At 53.5% G+C, this 15,718-nt stretch carries 17 protein-coding genes and 2 tRNA genes; 15 read left to right on the top strand and 4 right to left on the bottom strand.

Annotation, left to right across the window (positions count from 1 at the left end):
* From mlaC to murA, 4 genes are all read left to right on the top strand, one after another.
* The gene (gene mlaC / locus AAH446_RS14180) at positions 1 to 636 is read left to right on the top strand and encodes a phospholipid-binding protein MlaC (protein ID WP_342907331.1); all 636 of its coding nucleotides are present in this window, start codon (positions 1 to 3) and stop codon (positions 634 to 636) included.
* Positions 636 to 932, top strand: coding sequence for a lipid asymmetry maintenance protein MlaB (gene mlaB, locus AAH446_RS14175; RefSeq protein WP_342907330.1), 297 nt, complete (start codon positions 636 to 638; stop codon positions 930 to 932). Before mlaC ends, mlaB begins: the two co-directional genes overlap by 1 nt.
* Positions 933 to 1,056: 124 nt before the next feature.
* Entirely contained in the window at positions 1,057 to 1,311 is a 255-nt protein-coding gene (gene ibaG / locus AAH446_RS14170; protein WP_342907329.1) for a BolA family iron metabolism protein IbaG, read from the top strand.
* A 75-nt stretch (positions 1,312 to 1,386) separates the two neighbouring features.
* Complete coding sequence (murA, locus tag AAH446_RS14165) at positions 1,387 to 2,649, top strand: UDP-N-acetylglucosamine 1-carboxyvinyltransferase (protein WP_342907328.1); 1,263 nt, start codon at positions 1,387 to 1,389, stop codon at positions 2,647 to 2,649.
* A 38-nt stretch (positions 2,650 to 2,687) separates the two neighbouring features.
* Here the strand turns inward: murA and AAH446_RS14160 are convergent, their stop codons facing one another.
* Both AAH446_RS14160 and ispB read right to left on the bottom strand, forming a co-directional pair.
* Positions 2,688 to 2,963, bottom strand: coding sequence for a helix-turn-helix domain-containing protein (locus AAH446_RS14160; RefSeq protein WP_342907327.1), 276 nt, complete (start codon positions 2,961 to 2,963; stop codon positions 2,688 to 2,690).
* 309 nt (positions 2,964 to 3,272) lie between these two features.
* Complete coding sequence (gene ispB / locus AAH446_RS14155; protein ID WP_342907326.1) at positions 3,273 to 4,244, bottom strand: octaprenyl diphosphate synthase; 972 nt, start codon at positions 4,242 to 4,244, stop codon at positions 3,273 to 3,275.
* Between the two features lie 255 nt (positions 4,245 to 4,499).
* On the opposite strand from ispB, the gene rplU reads away from it, so the two are divergent.
* From rplU to cgtA, 3 genes are all read left to right on the top strand, one after another.
* Positions 4,500 to 4,811, top strand: a complete 312-nt coding sequence (rplU, locus tag AAH446_RS14150; protein ID WP_024966679.1) for a 50S ribosomal protein L21 — start codon at positions 4,500 to 4,502, stop codon at positions 4,809 to 4,811.
* Between the two features lie 15 nt (positions 4,812 to 4,826).
* Positions 4,827 to 5,084, top strand: coding sequence for a 50S ribosomal protein L27 (rpmA, locus tag AAH446_RS14145; protein WP_004155107.1), 258 nt, complete (start codon positions 4,827 to 4,829; stop codon positions 5,082 to 5,084).
* Between the two features lie 332 nt (positions 5,085 to 5,416).
* On the top strand, positions 5,417 to 6,595 hold the full coding sequence (cgtA, locus tag AAH446_RS14140; protein WP_342907325.1) for an Obg family GTPase CgtA: 1,179 nt from the start codon (positions 5,417 to 5,419) through the stop codon (positions 6,593 to 6,595).
* A 223-nt stretch (positions 6,596 to 6,818) separates the two neighbouring features.
* Here the strand turns inward: cgtA and dacB are convergent, their stop codons facing one another.
* Positions 6,819 to 8,252, bottom strand: a complete 1,434-nt coding sequence (dacB, locus tag AAH446_RS14135; protein WP_342907324.1) for a serine-type D-Ala-D-Ala carboxypeptidase — start codon at positions 8,250 to 8,252, stop codon at positions 6,819 to 6,821.
* A 249-nt stretch (positions 8,253 to 8,501) separates the two neighbouring features.
* Here dacB and greA point away from each other — a divergent pair, with 249 nt between their 5' ends.
* A complete protein-coding gene (greA, locus tag AAH446_RS14130; protein WP_342907323.1) occupies positions 8,502 to 8,978 on the top strand; it encodes a transcription elongation factor GreA in 477 nt (158 codons plus the stop codon).
* Between the two features lie 125 nt (positions 8,979 to 9,103).
* Here the strand turns inward: greA and yhbY are convergent, their stop codons facing one another.
* Complete coding sequence (yhbY, locus tag AAH446_RS14125) at positions 9,104 to 9,397, bottom strand: ribosome assembly RNA-binding protein YhbY (protein WP_342907322.1); 294 nt, start codon at positions 9,395 to 9,397, stop codon at positions 9,104 to 9,106.
* A 127-nt stretch (positions 9,398 to 9,524) separates the two neighbouring features.
* Here yhbY and rlmE point away from each other — a divergent pair, with 127 nt between their 5' ends.
* The 7 genes from rlmE to AAH446_RS14090 all read left to right on the top strand — a co-directional run bounded on the left by rlmE (position 9,525) and on the right by AAH446_RS14090 (position 15,525).
* Positions 9,525 to 10,154: a 23S rRNA (uridine(2552)-2'-O)-methyltransferase RlmE gene (rlmE, locus tag AAH446_RS14120; protein ID WP_342907321.1), complete on the top strand. Its 630-nt coding sequence runs from the start codon at positions 9,525 to 9,527 to the stop codon at positions 10,152 to 10,154.
* Positions 10,155 to 10,328: 174 nt separating this feature from the next.
* The gene (gene ftsH, locus AAH446_RS14115; RefSeq protein WP_342907320.1) at positions 10,329 to 12,263 is read left to right on the top strand and encodes an ATP-dependent zinc metalloprotease FtsH; all 1,935 of its coding nucleotides are present in this window, start codon (positions 10,329 to 10,331) and stop codon (positions 12,261 to 12,263) included.
* Between the two features lie 120 nt (positions 12,264 to 12,383).
* Positions 12,384 to 13,220: a dihydropteroate synthase gene (gene folP, locus AAH446_RS14110; RefSeq protein ID WP_342907319.1), complete on the top strand. Its 837-nt coding sequence runs from the start codon at positions 12,384 to 12,386 to the stop codon at positions 13,218 to 13,220.
* A gap of 4 nt (positions 13,221 to 13,224) precedes the next feature.
* The gene (gene glmM / locus AAH446_RS14105; protein WP_342907318.1) at positions 13,225 to 14,559 is read left to right on the top strand and encodes a phosphoglucosamine mutase; all 1,335 of its coding nucleotides are present in this window, start codon (positions 13,225 to 13,227) and stop codon (positions 14,557 to 14,559) included.
* A gap of 355 nt (positions 14,560 to 14,914) precedes the next feature.
* Complete coding sequence (gene secG / locus AAH446_RS14100) at positions 14,915 to 15,247, top strand: preprotein translocase subunit SecG (RefSeq protein ID WP_342907317.1); 333 nt, start codon at positions 14,915 to 14,917, stop codon at positions 15,245 to 15,247.
* A 55-nt stretch (positions 15,248 to 15,302) separates the two neighbouring features.
* A tRNA-Leu gene (locus AAH446_RS14095) sits at positions 15,303 to 15,389 on the top strand.
* A gap of 59 nt (positions 15,390 to 15,448) precedes the next feature.
* A tRNA-Met gene (locus AAH446_RS14090) sits at positions 15,449 to 15,525 on the top strand.
* The last annotated feature ends 193 nt before the right edge of the window (positions 15,526 to 15,718 follow it).

The raw sequence follows: 15,718 nt of genomic DNA, 5'->3' as shown, positions 1-15,718 counted from the left end.
ATGTTTAAACGTTTCCTGATGGCGGCAATGCTGATTATTGCACCGGTTGTTGCTAATGCAGCGGTCGATAAAACGAATCCTTATCAGCTTATGAACGAGGCGGCGGAAAAAACCTTTTCGCGTCTTAAAAATGAACAGCCGAAAATTCAGCAAGATCCAAACTATCTGCGTCAGATCGTCCGTGAAGAGCTGCTGCCCTATGTGCAGATTAAATATGCTGGTGCGTTAGTGCTGGGACGTTATTACAAAGACGCGACCCCCGCTCAGCGTGAAGCTTATTTCAAAGCCTTCGGCGATTACCTGGCGCAGGCCTACGGTCAGGCGCTGGCGCTCTACAACGGGCAGACTTACCAGATTGCACCGGAACAGCCTTACGCAGATGCGAATATTATCGCCATCCGCGTGACGATTGTTGACCCTAACGGCCGTCCGCCGGTTCGTCTGGATTTCCAGTGGCGTAAAAACAGCCGCACTGGTGAATGGCAGGCGTATGACATGATTGCAGAAGGCATCAGCATGATTACGACCAAACAGAATGAATGGAGCGATACGCTGCGTCAGAAGGGCGTTGAGGGACTGACGACCCTGCTGAAATCCTATGCGAACCAGCCTATTACGCTGGATAAGCAGCAGTAATGAGCGAGCAATTAAGCTGGCAGAGTGAAGCAGGGCGGCTTCAGCTTGCGGGCGTCCTGGAGCGCGAAACGTTGCTGACGCTCTGGGAGAAGCGTTTCGATGTGATGAAACAGATCGATACAATCGATGTGTCCGCTCTGAGCCGGGTGGATTCTGCGGGCCTGGCGCTGCTGGTACATCTGCGACAGATCGCGCAGCAACAGGGAAAAACGCTGAGGTTCAGTGGGATAACCGATAAACTTAGTTCCCTGATCGCGCTCTATAACCTGCAACAGATTATTCTCTCCGACATCTGAAAAGAAGGTCAGAACCGGTACATCAAAAGCCTCCGCCACGTCGGGGGCTTTTTGCTTGTTTAAGATAGCGGCACTTTCCACTAAGATGTGTGCCTGTTAACGATCAACTGGATCCGGAAGCCTCATGGAAAATAGTGAAATTCAATCCGTGCTGATGAGCGCGTTACCTCTTCAGGAAGTTATTGTGACCGGCGACGGTAGCCACTTCCAGGTTATTGCGGTTGGCGAGCTGTTTGGCGAGCTGAGCCGCGTTAAAAAGCAGCAGACCGTTTATGCGCCGCTGATGGAATTTATTGCCGACAATCGTATTCACGCGGTATCAATCAAAACTTATACCCCTGAAGAATGGGCGCGCGACCGTAAGCTGAACGGTTATTAAGCTGACTCGCTGATTTCATCGCGCAGGGCCGTGATGAGGCCGGCAACACTTTTATGATTAATGAGAACTGGTGCAATGGATAAATTTCGTGTGCAGGGTCCCACCCGTTTAAGCGGGGAAGTGACAATCTCTGGCGCCAAAAATGCGGCGCTGCCGATCCTGTTCGCTGCTCTGCTGGCGGAAGAGCCCGTAGAGATTCAGAATGTCCCGAAGCTGAAGGACATTGATACCACCATGAAGTTGTTGGGCCAGCTGGGAGTAAACACTGAGCGTAACGGTTCAGTACATCTGGACGCCAGCGAGGTGAACATTTACTGCGCGCCTTATGAACTGGTAAAAACCATGCGGGCTTCGATCTGGGCGCTGGGACCGCTGGTGGCGCGCTTTGGTCAGGGTCAGGTCTCACTGCCGGGCGGCTGTGCGATCGGCGCCCGCCCTGTTGATTTGCATATTACCGGCCTGGAGCAGCTTGGTGCAGAAATCCGGCTGGAAGAGGGTTACGTCAAAGCTTCCGTGGATGGTCGCCTGAAGGGCGCGCATATCGTGATGGATAAGGTTAGCGTTGGCGCTACGGTCACCATCATGAGTGCTGCGACCCTGGCGACCGGCACCACCGTGATCGAAAATGCCGCACGTGAGCCTGAAATTGTTGATACTGCAAACTTCCTTAACACGCTGGGCGCGAAGATCAGCGGTGCCGGCAGCGATCGCATTACGATCGAAGGCGTGGAACGTCTGGGCGGCGGCGTCTACCGTGTGCTTCCCGATCGTATTGAAACCGGGACTTTCCTCATCGCTGCGGCTATCTCGGGCGGCAAAGTCCTCTGCCGTAACACGCAGCCGGATACGCTGGATGCCGTGCTGGCAAAACTGCGCGAAGCCGGGGCAGATATTGAGCAGGGTGAAGACTGGATCAGCCTTGATATGCACGGTAAGCGGCCAAAAGCCGTGAATTTCCGCACGGCGCCGCATCCCGGCTTCCCGACCGATATGCAGGCGCAGTTCAGCCTGTTAAATCTGGTGGCGGAAGGGACCGGCGTGATTACCGAAACCATCTTCGAAAACCGGTTCATGCACGTACCTGAGCTGATCCGCATGGGTGCGCATGCAGAAATTGAAAGCAACACGCTGATCTGTCACGGCGTGGAAAAACTGTCCGGTGCGCAGGTCATGGCTACCGACCTCCGTGCTTCAGCCAGCCTGGTGCTGGCTGGCTGCATTGCCGAAGGAACAACCACGGTCGATCGTATTTATCATATCGATCGTGGCTACGAGCATATCGAAGATAAGCTTAAAGCGTTAGGGGCCAATATTGAGCGCGTGAGCGGCGAAGAGTAAGCCTACTCTTCGCGGAGTAACGGGGGTAATAGCACGCGCTATTGCCCCTTTTTATTTTCCCGAATCAGCCGCTTACGATCGATAAGTGTATGACTTACGGGATCGTAATAACGGCTGGGCCAGATCTCGGCCGGATGGATCCTGAGCGCATCAGCGATTAGCCATTCTCCTTTCGGCCACGGGCGAAACAGCGCGTTGGCGAGGGTTGACGAGCTGAGTCCCGCCGTACGTGAAACCTCCGCGAGCGAGGTGCCCTGCTTACGAAGCGCCGCAATAATATCCGCATTATGCCAGTCTTTTTTTACCCGCTGCATGCGTTATCCTCCTTGTACACATGATTTCAGGAAACTTTAACCTTATTTTATCAACCAGGCGCCATCCTGTTGCACAGAGGCGTTCATAAAACCTTTTGAAAACAGTCCATGGATGCAAAATTGTTTATAACAAAAATTCGCTTATTATTTCCAATAGTTTCCATAAAATGCGTTATTTTTGCGTGCTGTTACGCAAAAAAACGTAACAAAAAAGGGTTATTACATTGCAGAGGAGGGGAGGGGCAGGGGAGGGACGTGACTCATGACAGAAATCACAGAGCGCGGGTGACTGACCCGCGCCTGCAATTATTAAAATTCGCGCTGTACTGACATATGCGCTAATGCTTCAAGCGCGCTACGCCACGGTGATTCTGGCAGCACTTGCAGAGCGGCAATTGCCTTATCCGCTTCCTGTTCCGCGACCTGACGGGTCCACTCAAGCGAGCCGCAGAGACGCATGGTTTCCAGGACGGGTTCCAGCAGATGGCGTCCATTACCCTCTTCGATTGCGCTCCGGATCATTGCGCTTTGTTCCGGGCTGCCGTTACGCATAGCGTGAAGGAGTGGCAGGGTTGGCTTGCCTTCACTGAGATCGTCGCCGACATTTTTGCCCAGCGTTTTGCCGTCAGCGCTGTAGTCCAGCAGATCGTCAATTAGCTGAAACGCCGTGCCGATGTAGCGTCCATAATCCTGAAGCCCCTTTTCCTGTTCCGGGGTGGCGGAAGCCAGGATAGCGGAAGACTGTGCGGCAGCTTCAAACAGACGCGCTGTTTTACTGTAAATCACCCGCATATAGCTCTCTTCAGTGATATCAGGATCGTTACAGTTCATCAATTGCAGCACTTCGCCTTCGGCAATCACGTTGACGGCTTCGGACATCAGGCCCAGCACGCGAAGCGATCCGATGCTGGTCATCATCTGGAAGGCGCGAGTGTAGATGAAATCACCAACCAGCACGCTGGCCGCATTGCCGAAAGCCGCGTTAGCGGTGGCTTTACCGCGGCGCATATCTGATTCGTCCACGACGTCATCGTGCAGCAGCGTGGCCGTATGGATGAATTCAATCAGGGCGGCCACGGTAACGTGCTGCTTGCCCGTATAGTTCACCGCCCGCGCCGCAAGGATAGCAATCATCGGGCGAATGCGTTTCCCACCGCCGCTGATGATGTAGTAACCCAGCTGATTGATGAGGGAAACCTCAGAATTCAGCTGCTCGAGTATGGTTGCATTGACGTCCGCCATGTCCTGCGCGGTGAGTTCGTTTATCTGTTCTAAGTTCATCAGTCTGTTCAGCTATTGCTCAGTATGCTGCTAGGATAAGCGTCTTTACCGGTGCCTGCGGCATGTAATGTATAACAGATTGTACTTGAAAATGACGGCCTTGAAACGTTTGCATTCGCTTAGCGTTTTTTTTCTGCAATACCCCGCAACAGACACTTGTCATTACCGCTGAATTTGCGTAGAATTCGCGCCCTATTGTGAATATTTATAGCGCAGCCTGAAACCATGACGGCAAGCGCGAGAGCGGAGTTTTATATGTACGCGGTTTTCCAAAGTGGTGGTAAACAACACCGAGTAAGCGAAGGTCAGACCGTTCGCCTGGAAAAGCTGGACATCGCAACCGGCGAAACAATTGAATTCGACCAGGTTCTGATGATCGCTAATGGCGAAGACGTAACTATCGGCGCGCCGTTAGTTTCAGGTGGCGTGATCAAAGCAGAAATCATTGCTCACGGTCGTGGCGATAAAATCAAGATCGTTAAGTTCCGTCGTCGTAAGCACTATCGTAAGCAGCAGGGTCACCGTCAGTGGTTTACTGACGTGAAGATCACTGGCATCAGCGCCTAAGAGGAGATCTGACACATGGCACACAAAAAGGCTGGCGGCTCCACTCGAAATGGTCGCGATTCCAATGCAAAACGTCTGGGCGTTAAGCGTTTCGGCGGCGAATCTGTTCTGGCAGGTAGCATCATCGTTCGTCAGCGTGGCACCAAATTCCACGCGGGCACCAACGTAGGCTGCGGCCGTGACCATACCCTGTTTGCAACCGCAACCGGCAAGGTCCTGTTCGAAGTTAAAGGCCCGAACAACCGTAAGTACATCAGCATCGTTGCTGAGTAAGGTTTTCGAGCCTGAAAGCGGTACCTGATACCGCTTTCAGCAGCGAATAGAAAAGCCCCGCTATGATGGCGGGGCTTTTTACATTCTGCTTTTCAGTCCGCAATCCCGCCGCTGGCGCCTGTGGATTTACAGCAATACGCTTTTTTGCTGTACACTTTATATTCAGCTGCACGATGTCTTATGGCGGATCCCTTTTCTGGTAATGACGCGAAGACAGGATTTGCGGCTCCAGATACCCTGTTTCCGTCACCCGACATCGCTGTTGGCCACGACGGATCACCCCCGGCTTTGCACTCTTTTTGTGCCGGGAGAATGATTTACGGAGAAGTAACATGAAGTTTGTTGATGAAGCGACGATCCTCGTTGCTGCGGGCGATGGCGGCAATGGCTGCGTCAGCTTCCGTCGTGAGAAATATATCCCCAGGGGCGGCCCGGACGGCGGTGACGGCGGTGACGGCGGTGACGTCTATATGCAGGCTGATGAGAACCTGAATACGCTGATCGACTACCGTTTTGAAAAATCTTTCCGTGCGGAACGTGGGCAGAACGGTCAGAGCCGTGACTGTACCGGCAAGCGCGGCAAAGACATTATTATTAAAGTGCCGGTCGGTACGCGTATTATCGACCAGGGCACCGGCGAGACGCTGGGTGATATGACGCACCACGGTCAGGTGCATATGGTCGCTAAAGGCGGCTGGCACGGGCTGGGGAATACCCGCTTCAAATCTTCCGTAAACCGCTCTCCGCGCCAGAAAACCATGGGCACGCCGGGCGAAAAGCGCGATTTGCAACTGGAGCTGATGCTGCTGGCTGACGTGGGTATGCTGGGGCTGCCTAACGCCGGTAAATCGACCTTTATCCGCGCCGTTTCTGCCGCTAAACCGAAAGTGGCTGAATATCCGTTTACCACCCTGGTGCCGAGCCTGGGCGTGGTGCGTATGGATAGCGAACAGAGCTTCGTGGTGGCCGACATTCCGGGCCTGATTGAAGGGGCTTCTGATGGCGCAGGCCTGGGCATTCGCTTCCTTAAGCACCTGGAACGCTGCCGCGTGCTGCTGCACACTATCGATCTTGCGCCTATCGATGAAACCGATCCGGTCGAAAATGCCCGCATCATTCTGGGTGAGCTGGAAAAATACAGCGAGAAGCTGTTCAGTAAACCACGCTGGCTGGTATTCAACAAAGTTGACCTGCTGGACCAGGAAGAGGCGGAAGCTCGTGCCAAAACCATTGCAGACGCACTGGGCTGGACGGAGAAGTATTACCTGATCTCTGCCGCTAATCGCGTTGGCGTGAAAGAGCTGTGCTGGGACGTGATGTCCTTTATCAACGCGAATCCGAAAGAAGCGGAACTGGCTGCTAAAGAGCCGGAAAAAGTCGAATTCATGTGGGACGACTACCATCGTCAGCAGCTTGAAGAAGCTGACGCGGCGGTTGAAGATGACGAAGAGTGGGATGAAGAGTGGGACGATGAGGACGACGAAGGCGTCGAATTTATCTACCAGCGCTAACGCTCAGAAGGGGGACACAAATTGTGTCCCTTTTTATTGTCTGTCATTCAGCAGAAATGCTTACCCTCTGATCGGAACAGGAGCTGAGCCATGAGGTTAAGTGCCCCTGGCGCGATAGCTTCTGATGTTCGCAAACCGGGCTGGTAACTGTCCCGGTTTGCGAACAATCACAGCGGGCCGTGGTAAAACATTCTTTGACTATCAGGACGCGATTTCATGGCCGTCAGTTGTTCTGATAGACATCCTTGTAAAGCCGGCTCTCAAAACGAACCAGCGGAATACGACGCTGGCGATATTCCTTCGGCGGTACGGCATAGCCGGAAAGGAACTGCACAAACGCCACGCGCTCTCCGCTGGCAGTGGTCATAAAGCCCGCAAGATTATAGACGCCCTGCAAAGAGCCCGTTTTGGCGGAAACCTTGCCATCCACACCCGCTTCATGCAGCCCGCCACGGTAGCGTAAGGTGCCGTCATAGCCAGCCAGCGGCAGTAGCGAGATGAAGTTCAGCTCCCGATCGTTTTGCGCAATATACTGTAAAACTTTCATCATCGTCGCCGGGGAGATCAGATCGTGGCGCGACAGGCCGGATCCGTCGACCTGAATGCTGTTACCAAGATCGATATCCGCTTTCTGACGAAGTATCTGCCGTACGGCATCTGAACCCGCACGCCAGGTCCCCGGCACGCCAAAGCGTTCATGACCAATAGTGCGAAAGACCGTATCGGCAATCATATTGTCTGATTTTTTCAGCATGAGCTTCAGCAGGTGATGCAGGGGCGCTGACTGCGTGCTGGCGAGCACGTTAGCGGGCGGCGTCACCAACCGCTGGCGTACCAGATGACCGGAATAGTCGATGCCCGCCGTCTGGAGCTCTGCTTTCAGTAACGCACCGGCATAGCTGGCACCATCCTGAATAGCAAACGCCAGCGGTAGGGGCTCCGCGCGCTGCGTCATACAGCCGGTCAGGGTAAAGCGATTAAGCTCGCCGGGAACGACATCCAGTTCGCAATACTGCGCGTCAGGAGAACCTTTTGCCAGCGTACGGACCTGGCTGAACATATTGACCGGATAAAAGGACGCCACGCGGATAAAAGCGTTATCGCCCGCCTCTGGCGCGCTGTAGAGGGAAACGGAGAAGCAGTTCCGGTCAACGATGGCTGCCGCTGGCGGGGCGCTGAAGCACTGGGTCATATCGTTCCACGGCCAGCCGGGCGCCTGATCGTGGCTGGCAAAAACGGAGGTATCAATAACCAGATTACCTTTAATATGCTGCACGCCCTGCTTTCTGAGCGTCGTGACCATATTTCGCAAATCCTGCCTTGTTAGCGTGGGATCGCCGCCAAAACGCGCCACAAGATCCCCATTCAGCGTATCGCCGTTCAGGCTGCCTTTACTTTCCAGCTGGGTATGAAAACGGTAGTCGGGGCCGAGCTGTAACAGTGCGGCCAGAGCAGTAATCACCTTTATCGTACTGGCTGGCAGCGCCATCTGCTGACTGTTATAGTCAATGGAAGGAGTACTTGCGCCTATTTTTTGAACGACCAGCGCCAGGTTTGCGCCTTCGGGTAAATATTTAACGTAGTTTTCTACCGGAGCAGCCTGGGCATTCAGCATAAATGCGCAGGTTAAGCCCGCAACAATTCTTGAAAATCGCATAATCTCGCGTTTACTGACAGGTGATGCAGCCATACTACGGTGCATTACGGTGGAAAGTAAACGATGACCCATAAGGAACTCTGGGGTAAAATACGTATCAAAATGCAAAACCTGCCGGGTCCTGAGCATTCCTCCGGGCCAGGGTTCTTTCGTTTGTAATTCAGTGGTAGGCGCCGCAGAACGCTTTTTCTGCATTAACCTGTCAGGATGACGAAATTTTGCACAGGACCGATTTTACGAGGTATTGAGATGAATCAGATTCCGATGACGTTAAGGGGCGCAGAAAAGCTGCGCGAAGAGCTCGAAGAGCTGAAAACCGTTAAACGCCCCAGAATTATTGCCTCAATTGCTGACGCGCGTGAGCATGGCGATCTGAAAGAAAACGCTGAATATCATGCTGCACGTGAAGAGCAGGGCTTTTGTGAAGGCCGTATCCAGGAAATTGAAGCAAAGCTGTCGAACGCTCAGGTGATCGATGTCACAAAAATGAACGCGAATGGTCGGGTGATCTTCGGTTCTACCGTCACCGTGCTGAACCTGGACAGCGACGAAGAGTCAACTTATCGCATCGTGGGTGATGATGAGGCGGACTTTAAGCAAAATCTGATTTCTGTGAACTCGCCGATGGCGCGTGGCCTGATTGGTAAAGAAGTTGATGACATCACCGTCATCAAAACGCCGGGCGGCGACGTGGAATATGAAATCCTGAAAATAGAATATCTTTGATTTCTGCTACGCTGACCTGGGTCGACGTAATGTAAAGAAAGGAAAAAGGCCGCTATGCGGCCTTTTATCAACATCAGGAGCGTGGCACCTTTCTCTCCGCCCAGGTTCAGGAATCTCTCCCGACCTCAGCGTGGAATGGCGATCTTGCGTTCTTTCGTTGGACGGTACAGCACCAGCGTCTTGCCGATAACCTGCACGTTAACCGCACGGGTTTCACGCACGATGGCTTCAACAACAAGGTTTTTGGTCTCACGGTCTTCCGTGGCGATTTTTACCTTGATGAGCTCGTGGTGCTCCAGTGCCTGTTCGATCTCGGCCAGCACCCCTTCGGTCAGACCATTGTTGCCGAGCATGACGACAGGCTTCAGCGGATGGGCCAGTCCTTTCAGGTGCTGTTTTTGTTTGGTACTCAGATTCATCGTATTTTTTACTTACATTGGGATTGAAAACGGGTCATTCTACCGCCATCTCTGGTGTATCACCAAATCGGCATGCTGATTTGTGCGGTTTATTTATCGCATACGTTGAATCATAGTTGGAAATTGTATGACTGGTAAAAAGCGTTCGGCCAGTTCCAGCCGCTGGCTGCAGGAACACTTTAGCGATAAATATGTGCTTCAGGCACAGAAAAAAGGGCTGCGTTCGCGCGCCTGGTTTAAACTTGATGAAATACAGCAGGGTGACAAGCTGTTTAAACCCGGCATGACCGTGGTCGATTTGGGAGCAGCCCCTGGCGGCTGGTCGCAATATGTGGTCACGCAGATCGGGTCTAAAGGGCGGGTTATCGCCTGTGATATCCTGCCAATGGATCCTATCGTTGGTGTCGATTTCCTTCAGGGTGACTTTCGTGATGAACTGGTATTGAAGGCCCTGCTGGAGCGCGTTGGCGATAAAAAAGTTCAGGTTGTGATGTCCGATATGGCCCCCAACATGACCGGCACGCCAGCCGTTGATATCCCCCGATCGATGTATTTAGTTGAGCTTGCGCTGGAAATGTGTCGAGATGTATTGGCACCCGGCGGCAGTTTTTTAGTGAAAGTGTTTCAGGGAGATGGCTTTGAAGATTACCTCCGGGAAATTCGCTCCCTGTTTACGAAAGTAAAAATTCGTAAGCCGGACGCTTCGCGCTCTCGTTCGCGTGAAGTGTACATTGTAGCGACTGGGCGCAAACTATAGCCATTACAGGTGGCTTCGCAGCAGAGCGGCAGATGCGACCTCCGACAGGCTTACGCAGGTAAGTGAGTCAGAGAGACGCCGTCAGCATCGCAGCGATTCCAACCAGGATGGTTATATAGTACCCTACGCTGTCTGTTAACACCGTTGTAAGAAGAGGTTAATCCCTTGAGTGACATGGCGAAAAACCTGATTCTCTGGTTAGTCATCGCAGTTGTGCTGATGTCTGTATTCCAGAGCTTTGGGCCCAGCGAGTCGAATGGCCGTAGGGTTGATTACTCTACCTTCCTGTCTGAAGTAAATCAGGATCAGGTCCGCGAGGCGCGGATTAACGGGCGTGAAATCAACGTTACCAAAAAAGACAGTAATAAATACACGACCTACATCCCCGTCAACGATCCCAAGTTGCTCGATAACCTGTTGACTAAAAATGTAAAAGTAGTTGGTGAACCGCCGGAAGAGCCGAGCCTGCTGGCCTCGATCTTCATTTCATGGTTCCCAATGCTGTTACTTATCGGTGTCTGGATCTTCTTTATGCGTCAGATGCAGGGCGGCGGCGGCAAGGGGGCGATGTCCTTCGGCAAAAGCAAAGCCCGTATGCTGACAGAAGATCAGATCAAAACCACCTTTGGCGATGTAGCCGGTTGCGACGAAGCGAAAGAGGAAGTGAGCGAGCTGGTTGAATACCTGCGCGAGCCGAGCCGCTTCCAGAAACTGGGCGGTAAAATTCCGAAAGGCGTGCTGATGGTGGGCCCACCGGGTACTGGTAAAACGCTGCTGGCAAAGGCTATCGCGGGTGAAGCGAAAGTGCCTTTCTTTACCATCTCCGGTTCTGACTTTGTTGAAATGTTTGTCGGTGTGGGTGCTTCCCGCGTCCGCGATATGTTTGAACAGGCGAAAAAAGCGGCACCATGCATCATCTTTATCGATGAGATCGATGCGGTAGGTCGCCAGCGTGGCGCAGGCTTAGGCGGCGGTCACGATGAACGCGAGCAGACGCTGAACCAGATGCTGGTTGAGATGGACGGCTTTGAAGGGAATGAAGGCATCATCGTCATTGCCGCAACCAACCGTCCAGACGTACTGGATCCGGCGCTGCTGCGTCCAGGCCGCTTCGACCGTCAGGTTGTGGTTGGACTGCCGGACGTGCGCGGTCGCGAGCAGATTCTGAAAGTGCATATGCGTCGCGTGCCGCTGGCTACCGATATCGACGCTTCTGTGATTGCTCGTGGTACCCCGGGCTTCTCCGGTGCGGATCTGGCTAACCTGGTCAATGAAGCTGCGCTCTTTGCCGCTCGCGGTAATAAACGCGTCGTTTCAATGGTTGAGTTTGAAAAAGCGAAAGACAAAATCATGATGGGTGCGGAACGTCGCTCCATGGTGATGACGGAGTCGCAAAAAGAATCAACGGCTTATCATGAAGCGGGTCATGCCATCATTGGCCGCCTGGTTCCTGAACACGATCCGGTACACAAGGTGACGATTATTCCTCGTGGCCGTGCCCTGGGCGTGACTTTCTTCCTGCCGGAAGGCGATGCGATCAGCGCCAGCCGTCAGAAGCTGGAAAGTCAGATTTCAACGCTGTACGGCGGTCGTCTGGCGGAAGAGATTATCTATGGACCTGAGCGTGTTTCTACCGGCGCGTCTAACGATATCAAGGTAGCTACCTCGATTGCGCGCAACATGGTGACGCAGTGGGGCTTCTCAGAGAAACTTGGCCCGCTGCTCTATGCTGAAGAAGATGGTGAAGTTTTCCTCGGCCGCTCGGTGGCGAAAGCGAAGCACATGTCTGATGAAACCGCGCGCATTATTGACCAGGAAGTCAAATCTCTGGTGGAAGGCAACTACCAGCGTGCACGTCGTATCCTGAATGAAAATATGGACATCCTTCACGCGATGAAAGACGCGCTGATGAAGTATGAAACCATTGATGCGCCTCAGATCGATGACCTGATGGCTCGCCGCGAAGTGCGGCCGCCAGCAGGTTGGACGGATCCGGGCAGCACCAATAATTCAGATAACAACGGTACGCCAAAGGCGCCGCGTCCGGTCGATGAACCGCGTACGCCAAACCCAGGCAATACCATGTCCGAACAGCTGGGCGACAAATAAGTCTCCTTTCTGTCAGACACAAAACTGAAACCCCGGCGCTGACCGGGGTTTTTTATATCCCCGCATTCGTTAAACTACCGGCCAGTTCAACCCGCCTTTTTTGCCTGGAGAAACCTAATCATGAAGCTGTACGCCCGCGATTCCGTTCTGGATCTGTCACATCCCCATGTCATGGGCATTCTGAACGTGACGCCTGATTCCTTTTCAGATGGCGGAAAGCACAATGAGCTGGTCCAGGCGCTGACGCACGCCAACGAGATGATCAATGCCGGTGCCACCATCATTGATATCGGCGGGGAATCAACCCGACCCGGTGCGGCTGAAGTCAGTGCTGAGCAGGAGCTGGAACGCGTTATCCCGGTTATTGAGGCCATCGCTCAGCGATTTGAGGTTTGGGTGTCAGTCGATACTTCCAAGCCTGAGGTGATCCGCGAGTCGGCTCGTGCCGGAGCGCATATCATCAATGATATTCGCTCCCTGAGCGAACCTGGCGCGCTGGAAGCCGCAGCAGAGACGGGCTTACCCGTTTGTCTTATGCATATGCAGGGCGCCCCCCAGACCATGCAGCAGGCGCCGAAGTACAGTAATCTTCTGCAGGAAGTGAATGACTACTTCATCGAACAGATTGCGCGCTGTGAACGGGCGGGGATCAAAAAAGCGCAACTGCTGCTCGACCCGGGATTCGGTTTCGGTAAGAATCTCTCACACAATTATCAGCTACTGGCGCATCTGGCCGATTTTCATCACTTCGGATTACCGCTGCTGGTTGGCATGTCGCGAAAGAGTATGATCGGGCAACTCCTGAACGTCGGGCCCTCGCAGCGCCTCACCGGCAGCCTGGCCTGTGCGGTGATAGCGGCAATGCAGGGCGCGCATATCCTGCGCGTTCATGATGTTAAAGAAACCGTCGAGGCGATGCGCGTCGTCGAAGCAACACTGTCAGCGAAGGAAAAGTAAGGCTATGAGCAATCGTAAGTATTTTGGTACCGATGGCATCCGCGGAAAAGTGGGTGAGTCGCCTATCACGCCCGATTTCGTGCTGAAGCTCGGCTGGGCAGCCGGAAAAGTTCTGGCAAGGAACGGCTCTAAAAAAATTATCATTGGCAAGGACACGCGAATCTCTGGCTATATGCTGGAGTCAGCCCTGGAAGCGGGGCTGGCGGCGGCTGGCCTTTCTGCGGCCTTTACCGGTCCTATGCCAACGCCGGCCATCGCCTACCTGACCAGAACATTCCGTGCTGAAGCGGGGATCGTGATCTCCGCCTCCCATAATCCCTTTGATGACAACGGCATCAAATTTTTCTCCATTGAAGGCACCAAGCTGCCTGATGAGGTGGAAGAAGCGATTGAAGCGGAGCTGGAGAAGCCGATTACCTGCGTGGAATCTGCTGCACTGGGCCGCGCCAGCCGTATCGTTGATGCTGCCGGTCGCTATATCGAATTCTGTAAGGGAACCTTCCCTAGCGAACTGAGCCTGAATGGGCTAAAGGTTGTGGTGGACTGTGCTAACGGCGCCACCTACCACATTGCTCCTAATGTGCTGCGTGAGCTGGGCGCAACGGTAATTACGATTGGTATCCAGCCTGATGGCATGAACATTAACAAAGAGTGCGGCGCTACCGACGTTCGTCAGCTTCAGGAACGCGTCCTGGCTGAAAAAGCGGACGTTGGCCTGGCCTATGACGGCGACGGCGACCGCATCATGATGGTGGATCATCTGGGTCATAAAGTGGATGGCGACCAGATACTTTACATCATCGCCCGTGAGGGATTACGTCAGGGCCAGCTGCGCGGCGGCGTTGTGGGCACGCTGATGAGCAATATGGGCCTTGAGCTGGCGCTCAAACAGCTGGGCATCCCCTTTGCCCGGGCGAAAGTGGGCGACCGCTACGTGCTGGAAAAATTGCAGGAGAAGGGCTGGCGGCTGGGAGCCGAGAACTCCGGTCACGTGATCTTGCTCGACAAGACGACCACCGGCGACGGCATCGTGGCCGGTTTGCAAGTGCTTACCGCGATGGTACGCAACCATATGACCCTGCATGACCTTTGCAGTGGGATGAAGCTGCTGCCGCAAATCCTGGTGAACGTGCGCTTCAGCGGTACGACAGATCCGCTGGAAGACGAAACTGTGAAAGCGGTAACGGCTGAAGTGGAGAAAGCGCTTAATGGGCGTGGACGCGTGCTGCTGCGTAAATCAGGTACTGAACCGCTAATCCGGGTGATGGTGGAAGGCGAGGACGAGGCGCAGGTCACCGCGCTGGCACACCGTATTGCTGATGCGGTTAAGGCCGTCTAATCAGCATCCGTTCGCCTTTGTTGCAGAGGCTTAAGTCCGGTGCCATCAAAGGACCGGGCTGCCTCCTTTCTGGCCTGGTCTTCGTCGAAAAAAAACGGCTGAATCATGCCTGGGCGCTACGTGACTGACAGCTTTTTTTTGCTATAAAATCAGCCTGATTCGCTCAGAAATACGGCGCTTTTTACGCTTTTGCTGATTTTTTCTGCAATCAGTCGGGGCGTGATAAATTGCTCTTGCACAGCAGGGCAGGTTTGGTTAGTATTCACACCCGCTTCTGATGGGTAGTGACAACGCTATCAATCAAACTGGTTTGAAGCTTTTGATGTGCGGTTTCCGCGCAAGGAACAGGTTGAATATGTACGAAGCTCTTTTGGTAGTTTTCCTTATTGTGGCAATCGGCCTTGTCGGTCTGATCATGCTGCAGCAAGGTAAAGGCGCTGATATGGGCGCGTCATTTGGTGCAGGCTCTTCTGCAACGCTGTTTGGCTCTAACGGTTCTGGCAATTTCATGACCCGTATGACCGCAGTACTGGCAGCATTGTTCTTCATCATCAGCTTGATTCTGGGCAACCTCAACAGCAACAAAACCCAGAAAGGAAGCGAGTGGGAAAATCTGACTCAGCCTGCACAGTCGCAGCAGAGCCAGCCAGCGAAACCGGCCTCGCCGTCTAGCGATATCCCGCAGTAAGCAGTAAGAAACGTCATTTCGACGCGACAGAAATAAAAAAGTCGCAATCTTTTGTGCCGTGGTGGTGGAATTGGTAGACACGCTACCTTGAGGTGGTAGTGCCCGCATGGGCTTACGGGTTCAAGTCCCGTCCTCGGTACCAAATCTCAGTTTTGCTTGCATTTTATGCAAGGTCGGCGTAGTATTTGCCACGTTTTCGGACGCGGGGTGGAGCAGCCTGGTAGCTCGTCGGGCTCATAACCCGAAGGTCGTCGGTTCAAATCCGGCCCCCGCAACCACTTTCCCTTAGAGTTCTTTTTCAAATATACTGTATGCAACGTAACGCGCATTTCAGCAGATTTTGAAAAAAATTCTTTTGGATTGTGCCGAACCGCCAGTGATGGCGTACAGGGTCCAGTCGCATAAAGCCCCGAATTTTCGGGGTTTTTTGTTATCAGGAAACAGCACACTGGGCTATTAAGCCCTTTTTTT

Origin of the sequence: Erwinia psychrophila (assembly GCF_039023475.1) — a bacterium.
Taxonomy (GTDB): Bacteria; Pseudomonadota; Gammaproteobacteria; order Enterobacterales; family Enterobacteriaceae; genus Erwinia.
The sequence above is the reverse complement of the archived record's forward strand: the minus strand, read 5'-3'. Positions and strand labels throughout refer to the sequence as shown.